This is a genomic window from Rhizorhapis suberifaciens (genome assembly GCF_014200045.1).
Taxonomy (GTDB): Bacteria; Pseudomonadota; Alphaproteobacteria; order Sphingomonadales; family Sphingomonadaceae; genus Rhizorhapis; species Rhizorhapis suberifaciens.
Genome location: NZ_JACHOV010000002.1, coordinates 242,937 through 263,623 on the forward strand (window position 1 = coordinate 242,937; position 20,687 = coordinate 263,623).

At 61.5% G+C, this 20,687-nt stretch carries 22 protein-coding genes, 1 tRNA gene and 1 riboswitch; of the genes, 18 read left to right on the forward strand and 5 right to left on the reverse strand.

All coding sequences use genetic code 11. The features are described 5' to 3' along the window. The first annotated feature begins 55 nt into the window (after positions 1-55). The 8 genes from HNQ99_RS03410 to cobJ all read left to right on the forward strand — a co-directional run bounded on the left by HNQ99_RS03410 (position 56) and on the right by cobJ (position 10,631). A complete protein-coding gene (locus HNQ99_RS03410) occupies positions 56-1,558 on the forward strand; it encodes a PepSY domain-containing protein (protein WP_184474240.1) in 1,503 nt (500 codons plus the stop codon). Beyond that, positions 1,558-2,604 (forward strand): HoxN/HupN/NixA family nickel/cobalt transporter, encoded by a 1,047-nt coding sequence (locus tag HNQ99_RS03415; protein WP_184474241.1) that lies wholly within the window; start codon positions 1,558-1,560, stop codon positions 2,602-2,604. The genes HNQ99_RS03410 and HNQ99_RS03415 overlap by 1 nt, the downstream gene beginning before the upstream one ends. A 66-nt stretch (positions 2,605-2,670) precedes the next feature. Next, a riboswitch (cobalamin riboswitch) is annotated at positions 2,671-2,908 on the forward strand. Between the two features lie 182 nt (positions 2,909-3,090). Then, positions 3,091-4,128, forward strand: coding sequence for a cobalamin biosynthesis protein CobW (gene cobW, locus HNQ99_RS03420; RefSeq protein ID WP_184474242.1), 1,038 nt, complete (start codon positions 3,091-3,093; stop codon positions 4,126-4,128). Between the two features lie 6 nt (positions 4,129-4,134). After that, positions 4,135-7,392, forward strand: coding sequence for a cobaltochelatase subunit CobN (gene cobN, locus HNQ99_RS03425; RefSeq protein WP_184474243.1), 3,258 nt, complete (start codon positions 4,135-4,137; stop codon positions 7,390-7,392). After that, on the forward strand, positions 7,389-8,534 hold the full coding sequence (locus tag HNQ99_RS03430) for a cobalamin biosynthesis protein CobG (RefSeq protein ID WP_246414391.1): 1,146 nt from the start codon (positions 7,389-7,391) through the stop codon (positions 8,532-8,534). Before cobN ends, HNQ99_RS03430 begins: the two co-directional genes overlap by 4 nt. After that, positions 8,534-9,163, forward strand: coding sequence for a precorrin-8X methylmutase (locus HNQ99_RS03435; protein WP_184474244.1), 630 nt, complete (start codon positions 8,534-8,536; stop codon positions 9,161-9,163). Before HNQ99_RS03430 ends, HNQ99_RS03435 begins: the two co-directional genes overlap by 1 nt. Further along, complete coding sequence (locus tag HNQ99_RS03440; RefSeq protein WP_184474245.1) at positions 9,160-9,885, forward strand: precorrin-2 C(20)-methyltransferase; 726 nt, start codon at positions 9,160-9,162, stop codon at positions 9,883-9,885. Before HNQ99_RS03435 ends, HNQ99_RS03440 begins: the two co-directional genes overlap by 4 nt. Beyond that, a complete protein-coding gene (cobJ, locus tag HNQ99_RS03445; RefSeq protein WP_184474246.1) occupies positions 9,882-10,631 on the forward strand; it encodes a precorrin-3B C(17)-methyltransferase in 750 nt (249 codons plus the stop codon). The genes HNQ99_RS03440 and cobJ overlap by 4 nt, the downstream gene beginning before the upstream one ends. Here cobJ and HNQ99_RS03450 read toward each other — a convergent pair. Continuing rightward, positions 10,607-11,356, reverse strand: coding sequence for a cobalt-precorrin-6A reductase (locus HNQ99_RS03450; protein WP_184474406.1), 750 nt, complete (start codon positions 11,354-11,356; stop codon positions 10,607-10,609). The genes cobJ and HNQ99_RS03450 overlap by 25 nt on opposite strands. Between HNQ99_RS03450 and cbiE the strand changes: the two genes are divergently transcribed. The 7 genes from cbiE to HNQ99_RS03485 are packed head-to-tail and all read left to right on the forward strand — an operon-like array spanning position 11,355 to position 16,902. Continuing rightward, a complete protein-coding gene (gene cbiE, locus HNQ99_RS03455) occupies positions 11,355-12,563 on the forward strand; it encodes a precorrin-6y C5,15-methyltransferase (decarboxylating) subunit CbiE (protein WP_184474247.1) in 1,209 nt (402 codons plus the stop codon). The two genes, HNQ99_RS03450 and cbiE, sit on opposite strands and share 2 nt — an antisense overlap. Continuing rightward, on the forward strand, positions 12,560-12,925 hold the full coding sequence (locus HNQ99_RS03460) for a cobalamin biosynthesis protein (RefSeq protein WP_184474248.1): 366 nt from the start codon (positions 12,560-12,562) through the stop codon (positions 12,923-12,925). The genes cbiE and HNQ99_RS03460 overlap by 4 nt, the downstream gene beginning before the upstream one ends. Next, the gene (gene cobM / locus HNQ99_RS03465; RefSeq protein ID WP_184474249.1) at positions 12,922-13,704 is read left to right on the forward strand and encodes a precorrin-4 C(11)-methyltransferase; all 783 of its coding nucleotides are present in this window, start codon (positions 12,922-12,924) and stop codon (positions 13,702-13,704) included. The genes HNQ99_RS03460 and cobM overlap by 4 nt, the downstream gene beginning before the upstream one ends. Then, entirely contained in the window at positions 13,701-15,011 is a 1,311-nt protein-coding gene (locus HNQ99_RS03470) for a cobyrinate a,c-diamide synthase (RefSeq protein ID WP_184474250.1), read from the forward strand. Before cobM ends, HNQ99_RS03470 begins: the two co-directional genes overlap by 4 nt. 5 nt (positions 15,012-15,016) lie before the next feature. Beyond that, positions 15,017-15,781: a precorrin-6A synthase (deacetylating) gene (gene cobF, locus HNQ99_RS03475; RefSeq protein WP_184474407.1), complete on the forward strand. Its 765-nt coding sequence runs from the start codon at positions 15,017-15,019 to the stop codon at positions 15,779-15,781. After that, positions 15,771-16,445: a 5,6-dimethylbenzimidazole synthase gene (gene bluB, locus HNQ99_RS03480; RefSeq protein WP_184474251.1), complete on the forward strand. Its 675-nt coding sequence runs from the start codon at positions 15,771-15,773 to the stop codon at positions 16,443-16,445. The genes cobF and bluB overlap by 11 nt, the downstream gene beginning before the upstream one ends. Before the next feature lie 49 nt (positions 16,446-16,494). After that, complete coding sequence (locus tag HNQ99_RS03485) at positions 16,495-16,902, forward strand: DUF1636 domain-containing protein (protein ID WP_184474252.1); 408 nt, start codon at positions 16,495-16,497, stop codon at positions 16,900-16,902. Positions 16,903-16,912: 10 nt separating this feature from the next. Here HNQ99_RS03485 and HNQ99_RS03490 read toward each other — a convergent pair whose 3' ends face one another. The 4 genes from HNQ99_RS03490 to HNQ99_RS03505 all read right to left on the reverse strand — a co-directional run bounded on the left by HNQ99_RS03490 (position 16,913) and on the right by HNQ99_RS03505 (position 18,404). After that, positions 16,913-17,212: an HAD family hydrolase gene (locus HNQ99_RS03490; protein ID WP_184474423.1), complete on the reverse strand. Its 300-nt coding sequence runs from the start codon at positions 17,210-17,212 to the stop codon at positions 16,913-16,915. After that, positions 17,113-17,463, reverse strand: coding sequence for an ATP-binding protein (locus tag HNQ99_RS03495; RefSeq protein WP_184474253.1), 351 nt, complete (start codon positions 17,461-17,463; stop codon positions 17,113-17,115). Before HNQ99_RS03495 ends, HNQ99_RS03490 begins: the two co-directional genes overlap by 100 nt. Further along, a tRNA-Leu gene (locus HNQ99_RS03500) sits at positions 17,434-17,520 on the reverse strand. Before HNQ99_RS03500 ends, HNQ99_RS03495 begins: the two co-directional genes overlap by 30 nt. 125 nt (positions 17,521-17,645) lie before the next feature. Continuing rightward, positions 17,646-18,404: a zinc-ribbon domain-containing protein gene (locus HNQ99_RS03505; protein WP_184474254.1), complete on the reverse strand. Its 759-nt coding sequence runs from the start codon at positions 18,402-18,404 to the stop codon at positions 17,646-17,648. Between the two features lie 136 nt (positions 18,405-18,540). Here HNQ99_RS03505 and ftsE point away from each other — a divergent pair, with 136 nt between their 5' ends. Genes ftsE through HNQ99_RS03520 form a run of 3 tightly spaced genes read left to right on the forward strand, consistent with a single transcriptional unit; the run spans position 18,541 to position 20,683 of the window. Further along, a complete protein-coding gene (gene ftsE / locus HNQ99_RS03510; protein WP_184474255.1) occupies positions 18,541-19,266 on the forward strand; it encodes a cell division ATP-binding protein FtsE in 726 nt (241 codons plus the stop codon). A gap of 2 nt (positions 19,267-19,268) precedes the next feature. Continuing rightward, positions 19,269-20,153, forward strand: coding sequence for a cell division protein FtsX (locus HNQ99_RS03515; protein WP_184474256.1), 885 nt, complete (start codon positions 19,269-19,271; stop codon positions 20,151-20,153). Then, positions 20,150-20,683, forward strand: coding sequence for a YdcF family protein (locus HNQ99_RS03520; protein ID WP_184474257.1), 534 nt, complete (start codon positions 20,150-20,152; stop codon positions 20,681-20,683). The genes HNQ99_RS03515 and HNQ99_RS03520 overlap by 4 nt, the downstream gene beginning before the upstream one ends. Positions 20,684-20,687: the final 4 nt, after the last annotated feature.

Genomic DNA, 20,687 nt, shown 5'->3' on the forward strand with positions numbered 1-20,687 from the left:
AATGCACGGGTCTGCTATCCCGCCATCCACGGCGGCCATGGGGAAGAGAGGCGCGGTGCTGCGCCTCATTCTTGTCCTGCACCGCTGGCTGGGCGTCGTCATCGGTGTGCTGATGACCATCTGGTGCCTGTCCGGCTTCGTGATGCTCTATGTCGATTATCCCCGGCTTCTACCGACCGAACAGTTGCGCGGTCTCTCACCCTTGCAACTGCCCGTCGCGGAAGACTGGGACCGCATAGCCCTAGCCCCGCAAACGGCTCTCGCTTCGGCGCGGGTGGAGATGATGGCCGGCCGGCCGGTGCTGCGGGTGGTGCCGGACAGCGCTGGGCAACGTGCGATCTGGCAGACGCGCGCCTCTCCGCAAAATTATGAGCTTGTCACTGGTAAGCTCGTGCAGCCGCTGTCCGCGGACGACATGCGGAGAGTCGGCGGTGATTTCGGCCGCAACTTCGGCATTCCCGGACCCGTAGCGGCAGCGACGCCGATCACGGTCGATCAATGGACGGTCCAGGCTTTCAGGGACAATAGTCCGCTCTGGCGTATCGACTATACCGACAGCGCAGGGGCGACGGCCTATATCGCTGGCCGGACCGGCGAGGTGGTGCAGGAAACGACCCGCTTCGAACGCTTCTGGGGCTGGCTGGGCGCTATACCCCACTGGCTGTACCCCACGATGTTGCGACAGCATCCGCACGCGTGGGCGCAAGTCGTCATCTGGACTTCGCTCGCCGGCTGCTTCCTGACCGTCACGGGACTTTGGGTAGGGATTGCCCGCCTGAGACGCGGAAGGGATGGGAAGACTGGATCGCCTTATCGCGGCCTTTGGTGGTGGCATCATATATCCGGGCTGGTCGTCGGACTTATTACCCTGAGCTGGGTGGCTAGCGGGCTGTTGTCCGTAAGCCCCTGGGGCGTGTTCGACAGCGACGCGGGTGCAGCGGAGCAGCATCGCTTAACCGGAACGATGCACTGGACCGATGTGCGTGAGGCGCTGCGCAATATCCGCCAGCTTCCACCCGGCACAGTCCGTATCGAAAGCGCGCCCCTGGGCGGACGGATTTTTTTCGTCACAACGGACTCGCATGGACACATGGCGCGGATCGATGCGCTGGGACGACCGGCGATTTTGAAACATGGGGCAGTCGAAGCGGCCTTGCGCAACGGGCCGCCCCTGGCCTCCCTGACGCTGCTGCGATCCGAGGACCCCTATTATTATGCCTATAAACAACCGGTGAAGCTGCCGGTGTGGCGAGCGATCCTTTCAGATTCCCAGCGTACGCGCCTCTATATTGACGCCCAATCGGGGGCCTTGATCCATGTGGTCGATGGCGTGTCCCGTGCCGAGCGCTGGTTGTGGAACGCTCCGCATAGCTTTGACCTGCCGGGCTTGCGCGCGGGGCTGTTGCGCAACCTCGTCATCCTGCCCCTGCTGGCGGCCGTGGCGTTTGTCTGCGCCACAGGCAGCTGGATGGGCTTTCGAAAGCTGGGCCGCGACTTGCGGCGTATCCGACGGCGCGGGCCGCCCCATTCCCCCTTTCCTCACCAGGAGCATTCATAATGGCCCTGCCACTGCCATCCGTCCGTTCAAGATTTGGTCGCCGCGTCAGTTGGCTCTTTGGGTTGTTGCTGGCGGCGAATGTCGCCATATGGATTTGGGCGCTTTCCCTTTTTCATGACCAACCCGTGATGCTGGGTACAGCCTTGCTTGCCTGGGGGCTAGGGCTGCGCCATGCCGTCGATGCCGATCATATCGCGGCAATCGACAATGTGACGCGCAAGCTGATGCAGGACGGTCAGCGACCTATATCCGTGGGTTTCTGGTTTGCCATCGGCCATAGCGCGATCGTTCTGATCGCAGCCGTCGCCATTGCGATGACCACTGCCGCCCTGACGAGTCTGGAAGAGTTCAAGCAGGTTGGCGGCCTGATTGCGACATCGGTCTCGGCTACATTTCTCTTTGTTATTGCCGCAATGAACCTCATTATCCTGCGGTCCGTCTGGAAAACCTTCGTGCATGTCAGGGCAGGGGGTGTTTATGTCGAGGAGGACCTCGACCTGTTGATCGGCAATAGGGGTTTGCTGGCGCGACTGTTCAAACCATTGTTCCGGCTCGTCAACCGCAGTTGGCACATGGCGCCGCTGGGCTTTCTGTTCGGTCTGGGTTTCGATACCGCAACGGAAGTCGCCATTTTAGGTCTGTCCGCCAGTCAGTCGGCCGACGGTTTTTCGATCGGCACGGTTCTGGTGCTGCCGGCGTTGTTCGCGGTTGGCATGGCGCTGGTCGACACCGCCGATGGCGTGGTCATGATGGGCGCGTATCAATGGGCGTTCGTAAAGCCGATACGCAAGCTATACTACAACATCACCATCACATTGATTTCGGCGATAGTCGCCATCGTGATCGGCGGCATAGAGGCGGTTGCTCTCCTGGGCGAAAAGCTGGGCCTTACCGGTGCCCCGTGGACGCTTGCTGCTGAATTAGGCGAAAATTTCAACAGCATGGGCTTTGCCATCATCGGCCTTTTCATTTTCTGCTGGATTGCCAGCTTCGTCATTTATCGCTGGAAGCGCTTTGATGAGATCGAGGTCACGCTCGCCGCGTGATGCTATCGCGAATTTGCATTCAAATGTTTTTCGTTTAGGAGCTGAATCCGAAGGTTGGGTAACATTGATCTTCATGATCGCGCCGGTGCCCCACAAGGGGCTTGAATGGGAATGCGGTGCGGAAGCTTTGGCTTCCAAATCCGCGGCTGTCCCTGCAACTGTAAGCGGCGAGCGCGATGCACATCGCTCCTTTTTCAAAAAGGGGCAGCCACTGGGTTGCGGCATGAAGATGCTGACCCTGGGAAGGCCGTGCATCAAGCTTTGACCCGCGAGCCAGGAGACCTGCCGGCGCACTGGTCGCTCTTGCCTTGGTCCAGGGGTTGGTCACGGCACGGTAATCCTCCGTCTGAGCGACGAATGAGCGGCTGGGGCCGCATCGGAACGTGACAACGGGCGCTTTTTTTGCGCCCGCCCGGGGTCGCGTACTGACCGACATTTCCGTCGGCAAGCCCCTGCCATCGTTGCTCCGGCGCATGGGGATCATCGATGTCCGATCTGAATAAAGTGCCTGTGACGATCATAACCGGTTTTCTGGGCGCCGGAAAAACCACGCTGATCAGTCATCTTATCCGGAACGCGGAAGGGAGCAGGCTGGCAGTGGTCGTGAATGAGTTCGGCACTCTGGGCGTCGATGGCGATATCCTGAAATCCTGCTCCATTCCCGATTGCCCGGCCGAAAATATCGTCGAGCTTGCCAATGGGTGCATTTGCTGCACCGTGGCCGATGATTTCATTCCCACAATCGAAAAACTGCTCAATCTGGACCAACGCCCTGACCATATCTTGATCGAGACATCGGGCCTCGCCCTGCCAAAGCCCCTGCTCAAGGCGTTCGACTGGCCCGACATCCGGTCGCGCGTCACCGTGGATGGCGTGATCGCGCTGGCTGATGCAGAGGCGGTTGCGGCGGGCCGCTTCGCCCCGGACCTAGACGCACTTGAAGCTCAGCGCGCTGCGGATAGCAATATCGATCATGAGACGCCGCTGTCCGAAGTGTTTGAAGATCAGCTCGCCTGCGCCGATATGGTGCTGCTGACGAAGGCCGATCTTGCAGGGCCAGAGGGCGTCGCCGCCGCACGAGCCGTCATTGCTGCCGAAGCAGCGCGCTCGATCCCGGTAATAGAACTGAAAGAGGGAGCGATTGACCCGCGCTTGATCCTGGGCCTTGGCGCTGCCGCAGAAGACGATATCGCGGCGCGTCCATCGCATCATGACGGGGAAGGCGACCATGAGCATGATGATTTTGACAGCGTGGTTGTGGAATTCGGCCAGATCATCGACCCTGCCGATCTGTCCGCGCGGATCGAGAGCTTGGCGCGGGATCAGAATATCTTGCGCGTCAAGGGCTACGCCGCGGTAGCGGGCAAACCCATGCGTCTTTTGGTCCAGGCGGTGGGTGCGCGAGTGCGCAGCCAATATGATCGGCTCTGGCGTGAGGACGAGCCGCGTATAACTCGGCTGGTGGCTATCGCCGAGCGCGATCATATTGACGCAGACGCAATCCGGCAGGTTGTCGAGGCCTAAGCCCCCATGCATGTCATCTTCCGCGAAACCCACGGGCTTGAAGAAATGGCGGTTCCAAAGGATCTTGGGCAAACGCCTGCGGATCTTGTGGTCCTGTCTTTTTCCGACAGCGATCTTGGTGCATTCGCGGCTGGGTGGCGGCGTGCGCAAGCGGCAGGCTCTCCATTGAGCAGCCTTCGCCTCGCCAACCTATCAGAACTAACGCATCCGCTGTCAGTGGACACCTATGTCGAAAAGACGCTGTCAGGCGCCAAGGCAATCCTGATCCGGTTGATCGGCGGGTCTTCCTATTGGGCCTATGGGCTCCAGCAGGTTGAGGCATTGGCGAGGACGCGCGGAATCGCACTCGCGGTTTTGCCCGCCGATGGCAGGATCGACACGCGGCTCAATGAGTTCTCGACGCTGCCGGGGCCGCTGCTGCATGAACTTGCGCAGCTTTGCGACGCCGGCGGGGAGGTCGCGGCGCAAATGGCGCTTACGAAGCTGGCGCTGGCAACGGGGCTTGAGAGCGAACGGGTGCAAAGCGCCCATGCAGTCGCAACAGTCGGGGCGTGGCATGCAGATGAGGGTATCACCTGTCCTGCGGCCTTTGCCTTGACCTCATCCCGGCCAAAAATCCTGCTTGTTTTCTACCGCGCCTATTTGACGGCAGCCGATCTGCACCCTTTTGAGGTTTTGCATGCCGCATTCAGGAAAAAGGGCTTTGATGTGCTGGGGCTGTTCGCGCCGTCACTAAAGGACCCCAGCGCTCGCGAATGGTTGGAACGGTGGGTGCAGGCGCTTGCTCCCGTTGCCATCGTTAATGCCACTGCGTTTTCGGCACGCGGGGAGGATGGGGCGACCCCCCTCGACGCTGCTGGCGTTCCTGTGTTTCAGCTCGCTCTCGCGACTTCCGGGCGCGAAGCTTGGGAAGCGGCATCTCGCGGTCTTTCTCCAGCCGATCTGGCCATGCACATAGTGCTCCCCGAAGTCGACGGACGGCTATTTGCCGGTGTGGCGAGTTTCAAGCAAACAGCTATCATCGATGCCGATCTGGAATATGCGCGGTCGGAGCATCGGGCGGAACCATCACGGATCAATGCCATAGTCGAACGGATCACTGCCTGGGTAAGGCTGGGGCAGAAGGCTGCGGATCAACGGCGGTTGGCGCTGATTCTTTCAACCTATCCCGGCAAGGACCATCAGATGGCCCATGCGGTCGGCCTTGACGCTTTGGCATCTGCTAAAGCGATTTTGCATGATCTGTCTTGCGCAGGTTATGTAACGGATGATCGCGAGAACCTCGCCATTGCGCTTCAGACGGATCGATTGAGCTGGTCGCTGGAGGAATATCGCGAGGCGCTGAAATGCGTGCCGGATACTTTGCGCGCGGAACTGTCCGCGGCTTGGGGGGAACCCGAGGACGACCCCTCAGCCCTCGACGGCAAATTTATATTCGCGGCATTGCAAGCGGGGGCAGTCACGATTGCGCTGCAGCCGGAGCGCGGCATGCCCCACACGCGTGGCGATGATTATCATGATCTGTCGCGCTTGCCGCGCCATGCCTATGTCGCCTTTTATCTCTGGCTGCGGGAGCAGGGGATCGATGCACTGCTGCATATCGGCGCGCACGGCACGCTGGAATGGCTGCCCGGCAAATCGGTCGCCCTGTCGGACACCTGCTGGCCGGAGATACTCTTGGGGCCGACGCCCGTGATCTACCCCTTCATTGTCAACGATCCGGGCGAAGCTGCGCAAGCCAAGCGCCGCATCGGGGCCGTGACGCTGGGGCATGTGCCGCCGCCGATGAAGGTGGCGGAAGGCGGCATGGGTCTGGCGCGTATAGAAGCGCTATTGGACGAATTTTCCAATGCCGACGGACTTGATCCAGCCCGGCGCAACCGGTTGCAGTCCGACATCCGTTCCGAGGCGCAGGCGCTTGGGCTGGAAGAGGAACTTGGTCTCGACAGCGCCACCACGACGATTGAAGCTATCTCCCGCATCGACAGGTTTGTTTGCGACGTGAAGGAAAGCCAGTTCGGCGACGGTTTGCATATTTTCGGCCGGGGCGAGCATGGTGATGCGGAACGCAACGGGCTTCTGACGGCGCTTGCGGGGCGGCGCATCGCGCCGGGTCCGTCTGGCTCGCCCTTTCGCGGGCGGTCCGATGTACTGCCTACGGGCCGCAATCTATACACTATCGACCCACGCGCCGTGCCATCCCGCGCGGCCCATGAACAAGGCGTCAAGGTGGCGGAAGAACTCATCCGGCGGCACTTGCAGGATCATGGCGATTATCCCCGCAGACTGGTGGTGGACCTATGGGGCTCGGCTACGATGCGAACCGCGGGCGAAGAGTTCGCCATGGCTTTGCATCTATTGGGGGCGAAGCCCGTTTGGGATATGACATCAGAGCGAGTGTCGGGCGTGGAGATTCTGCCGCTTGTGCTGTTCGACCGTCCCCGCATAGATGTGACGCTGCGGGTGTCCGGGCTGTTCCGGGACGCCTTTCCGACGCTTCCCGCGCTCTTCGGACAGGCGGTGCGGGCGTTGTGTGCACGCGATGAACCGCCGGAATGGAACCCCTTTGCCGGCCGCGCCGTCGCCCCGCGTGTCTATGGACCGCAACCGGGAAGTTATGGCCTGAACGTCGATTCTGGCGCTTTTAGCGTGCAGGATCGATTGGCGGCGGGCAGGGCCTGGCTTGCGGCGTCCAGCCATGCATTGGACATGGGGTCGGAACAGTTCGATCCTGACGGCCTGCGGCTTCGCGTGGCGTCGGCGGACGCCTTTGTTCATTTGCAGGACCTTCCTGAAACGGACCTTCTGCTAGCTGCGGACTATGCGGCGCATGAGGCGGGGTTTGCCGCCGCGCAACTTGTGACGGGCGGATCGGCCAGCCTCTATCACCTGGACGCCCGTAATCCTGAGCAAGTCAGCGCGCGGACCCTGACAGAGGAAATTGCGCGTGTGGTGCGCGCCCGCGCTGCGCACCCCGACTGGGTGGCGGGCATGATGCGTCATGGGTTTCGTGGCGGAGCCGAACTGGCGGCAACGCTCGACCATCTAGGCATGTTTGCCCATCTCGCCGGGGCTGTGCCATCGCATCTCATCGACCTTTACCATGACGCGACCATGGGTCGGGAAGAGGTGCGCGATTTCCTGACACGCGAAAATCCTGGTGCTTTGGCGGCCATGCAGGCTGGTTTTTCCGCGTTGCACGCAGCCGGGCTGTGGCGAACGCGCCGCAACTCCATTCTCGCCAGCTTGGAAAGCCAGGCATGAGCAGCAACCCCCGCATGAGCGCCTCAATCAAAGGCTGGTGCCCCAATGCATGGCGTCCAATGATGGCCGGAGACGGGCTGCTGGTGCGAGTGCGGCCGCGGGTGGGTCGTCTTACCCGTGCTCAAACCATCGGCTTGTGTGAAGCCGCCCTGGCCCATGGTTCAGGGTTGATCGACTTGACCAGTCGCGCCAACCTTCAGATTCGCGGCGTAAGCGAAAGCGCTTGGCCGGCATTGATTGCCATCCTCGTGGATCTCGGTCTTGTCGACCCTGATCCTGTCACCGAGGCAAGGCGCAACATTTTGGTCGCGCCCGATTGGGTGCCGGGAGATGGAACTGAACGCATCGCGACCGCCCTGATGGAGCGGCTCGACGATTTGCCGGAACTGCCCGCAAAAGTCGGATTTGCGATTGATGCGGGCCTGTCTTCGGCTCTGAGCCAGGATCCTGGTGATTTCCGGATTGAGCGGGGCCAATCAGGCGGTTTGATCCTGAGGGCGGACGGGCGCGATACCGGCGTCGCTATTGCCCTTGGGACAGAAGCCGACGCCCTTATTGGTTTAGCGCACTGGTTTGTGGAATCTGGCGGCGTCCGTGCGGGACGGATGGCGCGCCACGAGGCGCTTCTTCCAGACTGGGCATTGGGAGAAGAATATCCGGCGGCTGCAGCATTGCGTTCTCAACCGGGAAAGCATCCTTGTGGTGCGGCATATGGCTTGCCCTTCGGTCGGATTGAGGCGCAGGCCCTGATCAATTTGATGCTGTCCAGCAGCGCAGAGGCGTTGCGGATCACCCCTTGGCGCATAGTAATTTTGGAAGGTGCCGATTCGGGCGAAGCAGACGGCTTTGTTCACGATCCTGCCAACGCTGCGATTCGGGTGGATGCCTGCCCCGGAGCACCCTCCTGTCCGCAGGCAACGGTAGAAACGCGTGATATCGCCAACCGCCTTATGCCCCATATCGCCGGCCGATTGCACGTGTCGGGTTGCGCAAAGGGTTGTGCCCGCGCCCAGCCTGCCGATGTCACCCTGACGGGATGCAACGGTCTTTTCGATTTGGCCTTTCATGCCCGTGCTGGGGAGCCGCCCGCCCTGTCGGGGCTGAGCGCTGCCCAGACGCTTAATCTTTTTGGAGCCACTTGATGCCACATATCTATGAAACCGATGGCACGGCGATCTACCGTCAATCCTTTGGAATCATTCGCGCAGAAGCCGATCTTGCGCGCTTCTCCCCGGATGAAGAACAGGTCGCCGTTCGAATGATCCATGCCGCCGGGGTCGTGGAACTTGCCTCGAAGATCCACTTTTCCACCGATTTTGTCCGGGTGGCCCGCGCGACGCTCGAAAACGGTGCGCCCATTCTGTGCGATGCGCGTATGGTGACGGAGGGCATCACTCGTGCGCGCCTGCCGGCCGACAACGCATTAATCTGCACGCTGCACGCTCCCCAGGTGGCGGAGCTGGCCCAATCGATGTCCAACACTCGCTCTGCCGCTGCACTGGAGCTTTGGCGTCCGCATCTGGCCGGCGCCCTCGTTGCAATTGGAAATGCGCCCACGGCGTTATTTCACCTGCTGAACATGCTGGAGGACCCCGATTGTCCCCGACCAGCAGCAATCATCGGCTGCCCCGTCGGCTTTGTAGGCGCAGTCGAATCCAAAGCGGCACTGTGGTCGGCGCAGCCCGTGCCCTCCTGCATTGTCGAGGGCCGGATGGGCGGCAGCGCGATTACCGTTGCTGCGATCAATGCCATTGCGAGCCGTGCGGAATGAAGCCCGGCGTGGTTCACGGGGTAGGGCTGGGTCCGGGTTCACAAGATCTGCTCAGCGTCCGGGCGGACCGGCTGGTGCGTGGGGCGCGTCATGTCGCCTATTTCCGCAAAGCCGGAAAGCCGGGGCAGGCGCGGCGGATCGTTGAGGGAATGCTGCGCGCCGATGTGGTCGAACTGCCCATGGAATATCCGGTAACCACGGAAATTCCGGTGGCCGATCCGCGCTACAATGGTTGCCTTTCGACATTTTATGCCGACTGCACTCGCCACCTGGCGACACTCGCCCGCGCGGGTGAGGACGTTGTCGTCCTGTGCGAAGGCGATCCGTTTTTCTACGGCTCGTTCATGCATCTGTACACGCGGCTTTGGGATCAGGTGCCGGTAGAGGTTGTGCCCGGCATTACCGGCATGTCGGGCGCGTGGACGGCAACGGGCATCCCCATGACCTGGGGCGATGATGTGCTCACGGTGCTGACGGCTACCCTTCCCGAAGAGAATCTTGCACGCCGTATCCGCGATACCGACGCACTGGTGGTCATGAAGATCGGCCGCAATCTCGACAAGCTTCGCCGAGCGGTCACCGCCGCCGGACGGGATCATGAGGCATGGTTGGTGGAATATGCGGCCATGGCAGGTCAGCGCGTCACGCGACTGAGCGAAGCCGACGCGGTAGCTCCTTATTTCTCGATCCTGCTGATTCATGGCCAGGGACGGCGGCCATGAGCGGCTGGATCGCCATTGCGGGATTAGGGCCGGGCGATGAAGCGCTGACCACGCCAGAGGTTGAGGCAGCTTTGGCGCAGGCGACAGACGTCGTCGGCTATATTCCCTATGTCGCCCGGGTAATGCCGCGCCCCGGACTGACGCTGCACAGTTCCGACAACCGGGTGGAAGTGGACCGCGCAATCCATGCCCTGGAAATGGCGGCGGCTGGACGCAAGGTAGTTGTGGTTTCGTCGGGCGATCCTGGCATCTTCGCGATGGCGGCGGCGGTGTTCGAAGCGCTGGAGACTGATCCCGACAAGTGGCGCGATCTCGACATCCGCGTGCTGCCAGGCATAACAGCCATGCTGGCCGCGAGCGCCCGGGCTGGCGCGCCGCTGGGGCACGATTTCTGCGTCATTAACCTGTCCGATAATTTGAAGCCCTGGGCGTTGATCGAACGTCGCTTGCGCCTGGCGGCGGAAGCTGACTTTGCCATCGCCATCTATAATCCGCGATCGAAAGCGCGACCCGAGGGGTTCACCAATGCCCTGGCTCTGCTGCGCGACATTTGTCAGGATGACCGTCCGGTTCTATTCGCCCGTGCCGTTACCACCCCACAGGAATGTTTGCGGATAACGCCTTTGTCGGATGCGCGGTCCGATATGGCGGACATGCGTACGCTGGTGATTATCGGTTCCAGCAAGACTCGGCTGATCGAACGCCCGGGCGGCTCAATCCTCTATACCCCCCGGTGGGCGTCATGATTCAGCCAGCGCACCACTTCCTCAACGTCATTCGTCTCCAGTCTTGGCGGCAGGACGGGGCGGTCGATGATGATCACCGGAAGGCCCAGTCGGCGCGCGGCGATCAATTTGGCCTCGGCTCCATGGCCCCCGGCATTCTTGCAAATCACTATGTCGATGGCGTGAGTCTGCATCAGCCTCGTGTCGCCATCGGCGGTGAAGGGTCCTCGCTCGACCACGAGGCTGTGATGCGGCAGGAGCGGAGTATTTCCAGACGCATCCACGAAGCGCAAAAGATAATGATGCTGAGGCTGCGTGGCAAAAGCATCCACATGCATGCGCCCCAAAGCCAGCATGACACGGCGCGAAGGGCCCGCCAGGACCCCCACCGCCGCGTCGACATTGCCCACCGCCTGCCACCGGTCCCCGGCGACGGGTCTCCAAGGTGGACGGGTGAGGGCGATATGCGCAATGCGCGCCTTACCCGCGGCGATAACCGCATTGGTGCTGATCGTGGCGGCGAATGGGTGAGTGGCATCCACCAGATGCGTCACTTCATTGTCGCGCAGGTAGTGCGCGAGGCCATCGGCTCCGCCAAAGCCCCCTATACGGATCGGCACCGGCTGCGCCTTTGGGTGTTCGACCCGTCCTGCATAGCTCAAGGTCGTGCGTATGCTGCGCTGGGCAAGGACCGCAACCAGCGCGCTTGCCTCCGTAGTACCTCCCAGGACAAGGACGTTTGGAATGTCTGATGCTCCTGATGCGGCGTGGCTGACGATTGTAGGGCTGGGTGAAGACGGCCCGTCGGGCCTTTCCCTAGCAAGCCGCGAAGCGCTGGCGCAAGCCGAACTGGTGGCAGGTGCCGTGCGCCATCTGCTGCTGCTGCCGGATATTGCCTGCGAAACGATGGAATGGCCGGCGCCCTTCGATCAGGGAATTGCTCAGCTTTTGCAGCACCGGGGCCGGCGGGTGGTTATGCTGGCGTCAGGCGATCCTTTCTGGTTTGGCGCGGGTTCGGTGGTCGCTAAGCATCTCACCCCTGGCGAATGGGTCGCTTATCCCGCTCCTTCGACATTTAGCCTTGCCGCATCCCGGCTTGGTTGGGCACTCGATGAAACGGCCTGTCTGGGGCTGCACGCGGCTTCCTTTTCGCGGCTACGCCCACATCTTGCACCGGGTCAACGTCTGCTTGTGTTGGTACGGGATGGTAAGGCGGTGGCTGAACTCGCCGATTATCTGAGCGGTTGCGGCTTCGGAACATCGAAATTGCATGTGCTCGAAGCCCTGGGCGGCCCTCGCGAACGGATATGTGAGACAAGAGCCGAAGCGCCTGCGTGGGAAGATATCGCTCATCCCGTTGCCGTGGGCATCGAATGTGCAGGGGAGGGGGCCGTCCTCTCCCGCGTTTCTGGCATAAGCAATGCCCTGTTCGACCATGATGGACAGATCAGCAAGCAACCGGTGCGGGCTCTCACCCTATCCGCGCTGGCGCCTCGGCCGGGCGAAACCTTGTGGGATATCGGCGCGGGGTCGGGATCGGTCGGCATCGAATGGTTGCTCTCGCATCCCACGACACAGGCGATCGCGTTTGAGAGCGATCCAGTTCGTGCCGCGCGGGCGACAGCCAATGCGGAGGCGCTGGGCGTCGACCGGCTGAACGTGATCCTTGGTTCGGCACCGCAGATATTGGAAGGGCACCGTGCCCCGGACGCGGTATTTATCGGCGGCGGCTTGTCGCAGTCATTGCTGGAAATATTGTGGTCGCGACTAACCGTCGGCACCCGTTTGGTGGCGAACGCGGTGACGCTTGAATCTGAAGCGCTGCTTTCCCAATGGCATGCCTTGAAAGGCGGCAATCTCCTGCGGATCGAACTATCCGAAGCTGCTCCGCTCGGCGCCCGGCGTGGCTGGCGCGCTCATTATCCGATTGTGCAATGGAGCGTGGTTCTTTGATTGTGGCAGGCTTTGGCTTTCGGAAGGCAGCCGACCTTTCCTCTCTCCGGGCGGCGCTGGCATTGGCGCAAGCAGGAAATCCGCCTGTGTCCGCGCTCGCTGCGCCGGACGACAAGGCTCCGGCGCTTGCCACTCTGGCTGAGCTTTTGGGCCTGCCGCTGATCGCCGTCTCACAGGAGGCGTTGAGGGCAGCGCCCACCCAAACTCAATCTGCTGCAAGCCTGGGTGCCCGCGCGACCGGTAGCGTCGCCGAGGCGGCGGCTCTGGCCGCGGCAGGTCCGAGCGCACGCCTGATCACTAGCCGTCATATTTCGCCCGATCGAATGGCAAGCTGTGCCATCGCCCAAGGAACCCTCTCATGACCGTCCATTTCATAGGTGCTGGCCCTGGCGCTCCCGATCTTTTGACCTTGCGCGGCCGCGATCTGATCGCTTCATGCCAAGTGTGCCTCTATGCCGGTTCGCTGGTTCCGGCCGCCATATTGGACCACTGTCCGCCCGGCGCGCATATTGTCGATAGTGCGCCTATGTCTCTCGACGACATCATGGCGGAAATCCGGGCAGCCCATGCCGCCGGGCACGATGTCGCTCGGCTGCATTCGGGGGATCTGTCCATCTGGTCGGCCATGGGGGAGCAACTGCGTCGTTTGCGGGCAATGGGGGTGCCGTACACGGTAACGCCCGGCATCCCTGCCTTCGCCGCGGCCGCAGCTGCGCTTCAGGTGGAACTGACCCTACCAGAGCTGGCGCAATCAGTCGTTCTCACTCGCACGCCCGGGCGGGCCAGCACCATGCCGCCGGATGAAAGCTTGACCAAATTCGCGGCGACCGGCGCTACGCTGGCTATCCATCTATCGATTCACAATCTCGATCATGTGATCTCCAGCCTGGTCCCGGCCTATGGCCATGACTGCCCAGTTGCGGTGGTGTGGCGGGCGAGTTGGCCCGATCAGCAGATCGTGCGCGCTACCCTTGCGACCGTTCAGGAGGCGGTTGCCGACAGCATGGAGCGCACCGCGCTAATTCTGGTAGGCCGCGTACTGACGGCAGAAGCCTTTGCCGAAAGTAGCCTTTACGCCCCCGATTATGACCGCCGCTTTCGACCCCGGGCGGGTTCTTCTTTCTTTAGGGCTCCAGAATGAGCAATCCTGGATTGATGATCGCCGCGCCCGCATCGGGCACAGGCAAGACGACTGTCATGCTGGGCCTATTACGGGCGCTAACGGAGGAGGGGCTGGCAGTGCAGCCCTTCAAGAGCGGCCCGGACTATATCGATCCCGCCTTTCATCGGGTCGCCTGTGGCCGTGCCTCTTTCAATCTGGATAGCTGGGCGATGAACGGCGCTCTTCTGGACAGGATCGCGGCGGAGGCTGCGGATGCCGACTTTGTGGTCGCTGAAGGTTCGATGGGCCTTTATGATGGCGTGGCTCAGCGCGGAGCCGTAGGTAACGGAGCCAGCGCAGAGATCGCGCGGCGCATGGGCTGGCCGGTGGTGCTGGTGGTCGATGTTTCCGGTCAGGCGCAATCGGCGGCAGCCACCGCTTTGGGTTTTGCGCATTATGATCCCGAACTGCCCTTTGCCGGAGTGATCCTGAACCGGGTTGCCAGTCCCAGGCATGAACGCCTTGCGCGAAGGGGCATGGAAGCGTCTGGAATCACGGTACTAGGCGCACTTCCCCGGCGAGGTGATCTGGTTTTGCCCGAACGCCATTTGGGTCTTGTTCAGGCAGCCGAGCATCCCGACCTGGATGCTGCTATCGCCGACTATGCCGCCTTCATGCGGGCGCATGCCGATTTGACCGCTATCAAGAGGGCGGCCGCCGCCCTTCCGAGTCCGTCCTCGACTAGCCCTCTGCCGCGCCCTCCCGCCCAACGTATCGCATTGGCGCAGGATGCCGCCTTTTCCTTCGTCTATCCCCACATGCTGGAGGGTTGGCGTCGCGCCGGAGCGGAGATTCTGCCTTTTTCACCGTTGGCCGATGAGGGGCCTGATCCCGATGCCGATCTGGTATGGCTGCCGGGAGGTTATCCGGAGCTTCATGCCGGGCGGCTTGCCGCTGCTGAAAATTTTCATGCCCGCTTGAAGCGCCATGCCGAAACGCGGCCGGTGCATGGGGAATGCGGCGGGTACATGGCTCTGGGCGCGGCGTTGATCGACAAGGACGGCACGCGACACCGCATGGCCGGTCTTTTGGGGCTGGTCACCAGCTATGAACAGCGGCGCATGCACCTGGGCTATCGGCACGCTGAACTTGTGGCGCCGATGGCGGGCTTTTCTGCCGGCGATAAGCTGCGCGGACATGAATTTCATTATTCGACGATTCTGGAACAGCCCGATCCGCCGCTCGCCCGCGTGACCGATGCCGAGGGGATGGGCGTTTCGGAAACGGGATCGCGTCGTGACCATGTGACCGGCACTTTCTTTCACTTGATAGCGCCAGCGTCATGACTCAGTTGGTCAACCTTCACCTCATCGGGATTGGCACCGGCAATCCTGACCATTTGACGCAAGAGGCGGTGAAGGCAATGAACGCTGCCGACCTCATCCTGCTTCCTTGCAAAGGTGATAGGAAATCGGATCTGATCGATCTGCGACGTGCAATTTGCAGAACGGTGCTGACGGGGCCAAGGCGGGTCGTGGAGTTCGATCTGCCGGTGCGGGCGCAAACCCCGGACTATCTGGACGCTGTCAACCGCTGGCATGATGAGATTGCCGAAGCTTGGGCACGGCAGATCAAGGAACATCTTCCCACTGGCGGCTCATTGGCTTTGCTGGTCTGGGGAGATCCCTCGCTTTATGACAGCACCCTGCGCATTGCCGAGCGGCTGGGGGCTATGGAGCTGCCTTGCCAGCTTCGCGTTGTGCCGGGAATTACCAGTATTCAGGCGCTCACCTCAGCTCATGCAATTCCGCTCAATGCTTTGGCCGAGCCGGTTTTGATCACGACAGGACGCCGTTTGCGCAACGATGGCTGGCCGGACGATGTCGACAGCTTGGTCGTAATGCTCGACAGCGGTTGCGCCTTCGATGTGCTGGCCCCAGAGGGAATCAGTATCTGGTGGGGCGCTTATTTGGGTATGCCGCATGAAGCGCTGGTTCACGGCCAACTAGCGGACGTCAGCGCCCTGATCAGAGAACGGCGCGCGGAATTGCGGGCGCGGCATGGCTGGATCATGGATGTTTATTTGATGCGCAGGAATCACGGCGATGAAGTCTGACGCCGACCGATCAAACGGCGCTGGCTCTGTCCCCCTGTTCGATGCCGCCTTTCAGGCGCAACTGGAATCCCTGCTGCTTTGGCGACGGGATGTGCGGCATTTTCAGCGTCGGGCTTTGCCTGAGTTGGACATGCAGTATCTGTTGCAGTCGGCATGCCTTGCCCCCTCCGTCGGCAATGCCCAGCCATGGCGTTTCATTCGCATTCGCTCGGCCGCTTTGCGTGAAAGGCTGGCGGATCATGTGGATGCCGAGAGCAGTCGGGCCGCAAATCTCTATACAGATGACGATCTTCGCGCCCGATACCGGTCTTTAAAGCTCCACGGCATAAGAGAAGCGCCGGAGCTGCTGGCGATATTGTCCGACGATCATCCGCAGGCCGGCCACCGGCTTGGCATCGCTACAATGCCCGAGATGCTGCGCTATTCGACGGTCATGGCGATTCACAGCCTGTGGCTGGCGGCGCGGGCAAAGGGGATTGGCGTGGGATGGGTTTCTATCCTCGATCCTCATTACGTCACCGGCTTGCTTGAAGCGCCGGATAACTGGACGCTGATCGCCCTGCTATGCATCGGCTATCCCCAGGAAATGTCCGATAAGCCGGAACTGGCGCGGCGCGGCTGGCAACAGCGTGAGCCCTTGGCCGACCGCGTGATTGAGCGATGATGGACGGGCGGCGGGTGTCTTCCAAACAATCGAGAATGGATGTGAAGCGATGTTGAAATCTGTTGAAGACGGTCCCGCAATTGTCGCCTGCAACACTTGCCGCCATTCGGCCGAGGAACGCGAAGACGGCATGGGCATGCGTGGCGGCGCAAGGCTGGTGGAGGCGCTTCGGAAGGTGAAGGCAAGCGATGATCGCTATAGCGACATTGCCGTGCAGGAAATGCCATGTCTGTTTGCCTGTACCGAACATTGCACCGTGCATCTGCGCGCGCCCGATAAGGTCGCCTATATACTGGGCCGCTTTACGCCCGACACCGACGCAGCGCGCGCGATCCTCGACTATGCGGTTCTGTATGCAGAGAGCGATCATGGCCGCGTGCCGTTTGGGCAATGGCCGCAAGGCGTAAAGGGCCATTTTATCACACGCACTCCCCCGCCGGGGTTCGTCGTTGAATGATCGCTATCCCTTATGACTTCAGCATTGAATTTCCTAGAAATCCTAACAGGGGCGTAAAGCCATCGATCACATGAGGTGCGCGGTTGGCGAAGGTTTGGGCAGCCCAAATATCTCGCGTTGCAAGTCCGGTCGTTACCCCGACCCCGATCGCACCGGCGACCCGGGCCATTCGCGTTTCCAGAAACGGATCGTCGCGAAGAACGACGATCATCATATGATCGTCGGGCACATATAGCCCTGCGGCGCGCAGGCTTTTCGCGTAGGCGGCCGGCGGATTGGCGGAGCCATTGGTGAAGACGCGGAAGGGCACGCCAAGCGCGCGGAGCCGCTCCCCCGGCAGCGCACGAGCTCCTCCAATTGGCGCTGAATGGAGCAGTCGCGCGTGCCCAGATGAATGACGATCGTCCCGTCGCCAAGGATCTGGACCTCCACATGTCGGCCATGGGGGATATAAGGCTCCACATAGATACGCGCCTCGCCGAAGGCCGCCTGCGCCTCGGGGGCGAAAATCAGTGTTTGCTTCTGATTGTTTGGTGCGGTCGAGAAGACTCGAACTTCCACGGCCTTTCGGCCACAACGACCTCAACGTTGCGCGTCTACCAGTTCCGCCACGACCGCACACAAAGAACTGCCGGGCAAGCCGGCATCTGGTAGGCCGGTGCCATTAGCAAAGCGGATAGGGCAGCGCAACTGATGAAAGGCGGCCTTGAACAAATTTTCCCTTAAAGCTGGAAATTGTTCGCTCAAGCGCCGCTGTCGGCAAAGGTAAGGGTCAGGTTTCTGGCCTTTTTGGGGATGTCTATGCGGCTTTCATGAAAGCTCGCCTGATCGCCAGGTCCCAGTTCCTTGACCGGCGGACGGATAGTCCAGCCGAAGACCAGCCGATCCTGCTCGTCCCGCATTTCCACCAAAATTGGGGGAACAGAAAGGGTGCGGTCGCTGGCATTTACGATGCGGCCCGAGAAAGCGAAATATTCGTCGCCAGAAGGGAGCTGCCGCCGTTCTGGCTTGCGCGGCATATCCAGCAACAGGTCCGGGTCAGTGGCCTCCGGTAACAGCCCGATATTCACTGCCCAGCCGGGCGTGCCCCAATAATAGAAGGCGCCGCCAAGAGCGGCAATGGCAAGGGCAAAAGCGACCGCCGCCAACGTCCATAGCTTTGCCGGATTGCGACGGGCACGGAATGGCGGTTCATGCGCAAAGCTGCTTGTCGACGGCTCGTCCACAACCGGCTCCGGTTCGGGCGCGCGACGCTCATAATGCATCGTGGGCGGAGCCGGCGCCGGGCTGGCTGCTTCGCTTGCAGGCGCGGCGGTGGCCGCGACGTCCCCCGCGGCTGCCCCGGCCATCACGGGCACCGCTTCCTCGCGAGGCGGCAATACGGGACCTTCCTGGAACCAGCTATGTTTGCAGGCGGCGCACCTGACCGATCGTCCCCCAGGACCTATAGCACTGTCGGGCACAATGTAGCGCGTAGCGCATTGCGGGCAGACAAGGATCATTCCGCTTCTAACCACAGCTTGGGCGGCAAGAGCAAGCTTTCAAGATGGGACAGCTTCTTTTCCCCGCTTTACGTGCAATGCGTCCCTGTGCGATGGCGTAAATGATTAAGGGGTGGAAAAAGGAGCGGGCGGACCCTTGTCCAGCATCGTCCAGTTTGAAAATGTCGGACTGCGCTATGGTTTGGGCGCGGAAATACTGTCCGATGTCAACTTCACCTTGAACAAGGGTGCATTTTATTTTCTTACGGGCGCGTCCGGTGCGGGGAAGACGTCGCTGCTGAAACTGCTTTATCTGGCGCAACGGCCCAGCCGGGGGTTGATCCGCATGTTCGGGGAAGATGTCGTCACGCTGCCACGCGCGCGGCTTCCCGGTTTTCGCAGGCGTATCGGCGTTGTCTTTCAGGATTTCCGGCTGGTGCCGCATCTTTCCGCCTTTGACAATATCGCCCTGCCGCTTCGGGTTTCCGGGGTTTCGGAAAAGGATCTGGAAACACCGGTCAGTGAACTGCTAGGCTGGGTAGGCCTGGCGGACAGGGCAAGCGCGCGCCCCGCGACCCTTTCCGGTGGAGAGCAGCAACGCGTGGCAATCGCCCGCGCCGTCATCGGCAGGCCCGAGATATTGGTTGCGGACGAACCCACGGGCAATGTCGATCCCGACATGGCACAGCGATTGCTGCATTTGTTCGAGGCGCTGAACAAGCTGGGCACGACCGTGGTGGTCGCCACCCATGACGTTCACCTGCTCAGCCGCTTGCCGGACGCACATATGATGCGGTTGGACAAGGGGCGTCTTTCCGATCCCACCGGTTCGCTCCGTTTTCCGCCGCGTCAGCAGGCCTCTGGCGTACAGGAGGGCCGCTGAGCATGCGAAGTGTCGGCAGGAATGTCGCAATCCGGCGCGTACTGCCCGAAGGACGGCTTTCCGGGCCGATGCCGTGGGTGATCGCCATCATGATGTTCCTCACTATTTTGGCGGCAGCGGCGGGTCTTGGCCTTGACCACGCGGCGCGGTCGCTACGAGCCGATCTCGCCGGTCGGGCGACGGTGCAGATTGTCGAAGCCAATGCGGAGATCAGGGAGGAGCAGGCGGGGAGGGTCATGACTGAGCTTCGTGGCCTGCCTTCGATAAGGGGCGTAACGCGGGTGAGCAATGTCGAGCTGGAGGCGGCGCTACGTCCCTGGCTTGGCGAAGACCTGTTGCGCGGTGATCTGCCAATTCCCGCCATGATCGATCTCGATCTTGCGCCAGGAGCCGACATTGGTGCGCTTCGCGACACGATCGCCGCCATCGCTCCCTCTTCCAGGGTCGAGCCACACGCCGCCTTTCTGGGACCGCTGGCGCAATTGCTGCAAGCTTTAAAATGGCTGGCCGTTGCACTGGTGCTGCTGATGATGCTGGCGACCGCTGCAATCGTGGTTCTTGCCGCACGGGCTGCACATAATAGTCATAGAACGACTATAGAGGTGCTGCACCTCATGGGTGCAACCGATGTCCAGATTGCCCGGCTTTTCCAGCGACGCATCGCTCTGGACGCATTGTTTGGCGGTCTTTTGGGGCTTGTCGCAGGCGGGCTGGTGCTCGGGGCGCTGGCAATGCTGGTGCAGGACATCGGGTCGGATATCATGGAGTCCGCCGCCATTCCCGATTATGGCTGGGGCGTATTGCTTTTGTTGCCGGCAGGCGGGGTGCTCCTGGCGATGTTGACGGCGCGATCCACCGTGCTCAGGGCATTGAGGCGGTCGATATGATCCGCCGTTTCGTTTCTTTTCTCCTGCTCGCCTGGCTGCTGGGTTTTGCATGGTTCGCCTTGCTGCTACCGCAACCGCTAGGTCCGGCGCGCAAGACCGACGCGATTGTGGTACTGACGGGAGCACCTGGGCGCATCGGACGCGGACTGGAGCTTATCGAGGCCAGGGCAGCCCATGCAATGCTGATTTCAGGCGTTGACCGCGACGTGCGCCCGTCCGAACTAGCCCTGGCCTATGATGCGCCAGAGCGACTGTTCGAATGCTGCGTGACGCTGGGGCATGAGGCGGTCGACACCCGATCCAATGGCATCGAAACGGCGCACTGGATCGAGCGCCGCAAGTTCAAGTCGGTCCGGCTCATCACAACGGACTGGCATATGCGCCGGGCGCGGTTCGAACTTGATCAGGCCTTGTCGTCGGGTGTCACGATCGAAGCCGACGCCGTGAGCAGCCGCCCAAGCCTCAGCATGCTGTTCAAGGAATATAACAAATATCTGCTGCGGCGGGCAGCCGGGCTGCTGGGAATTTAAAGCT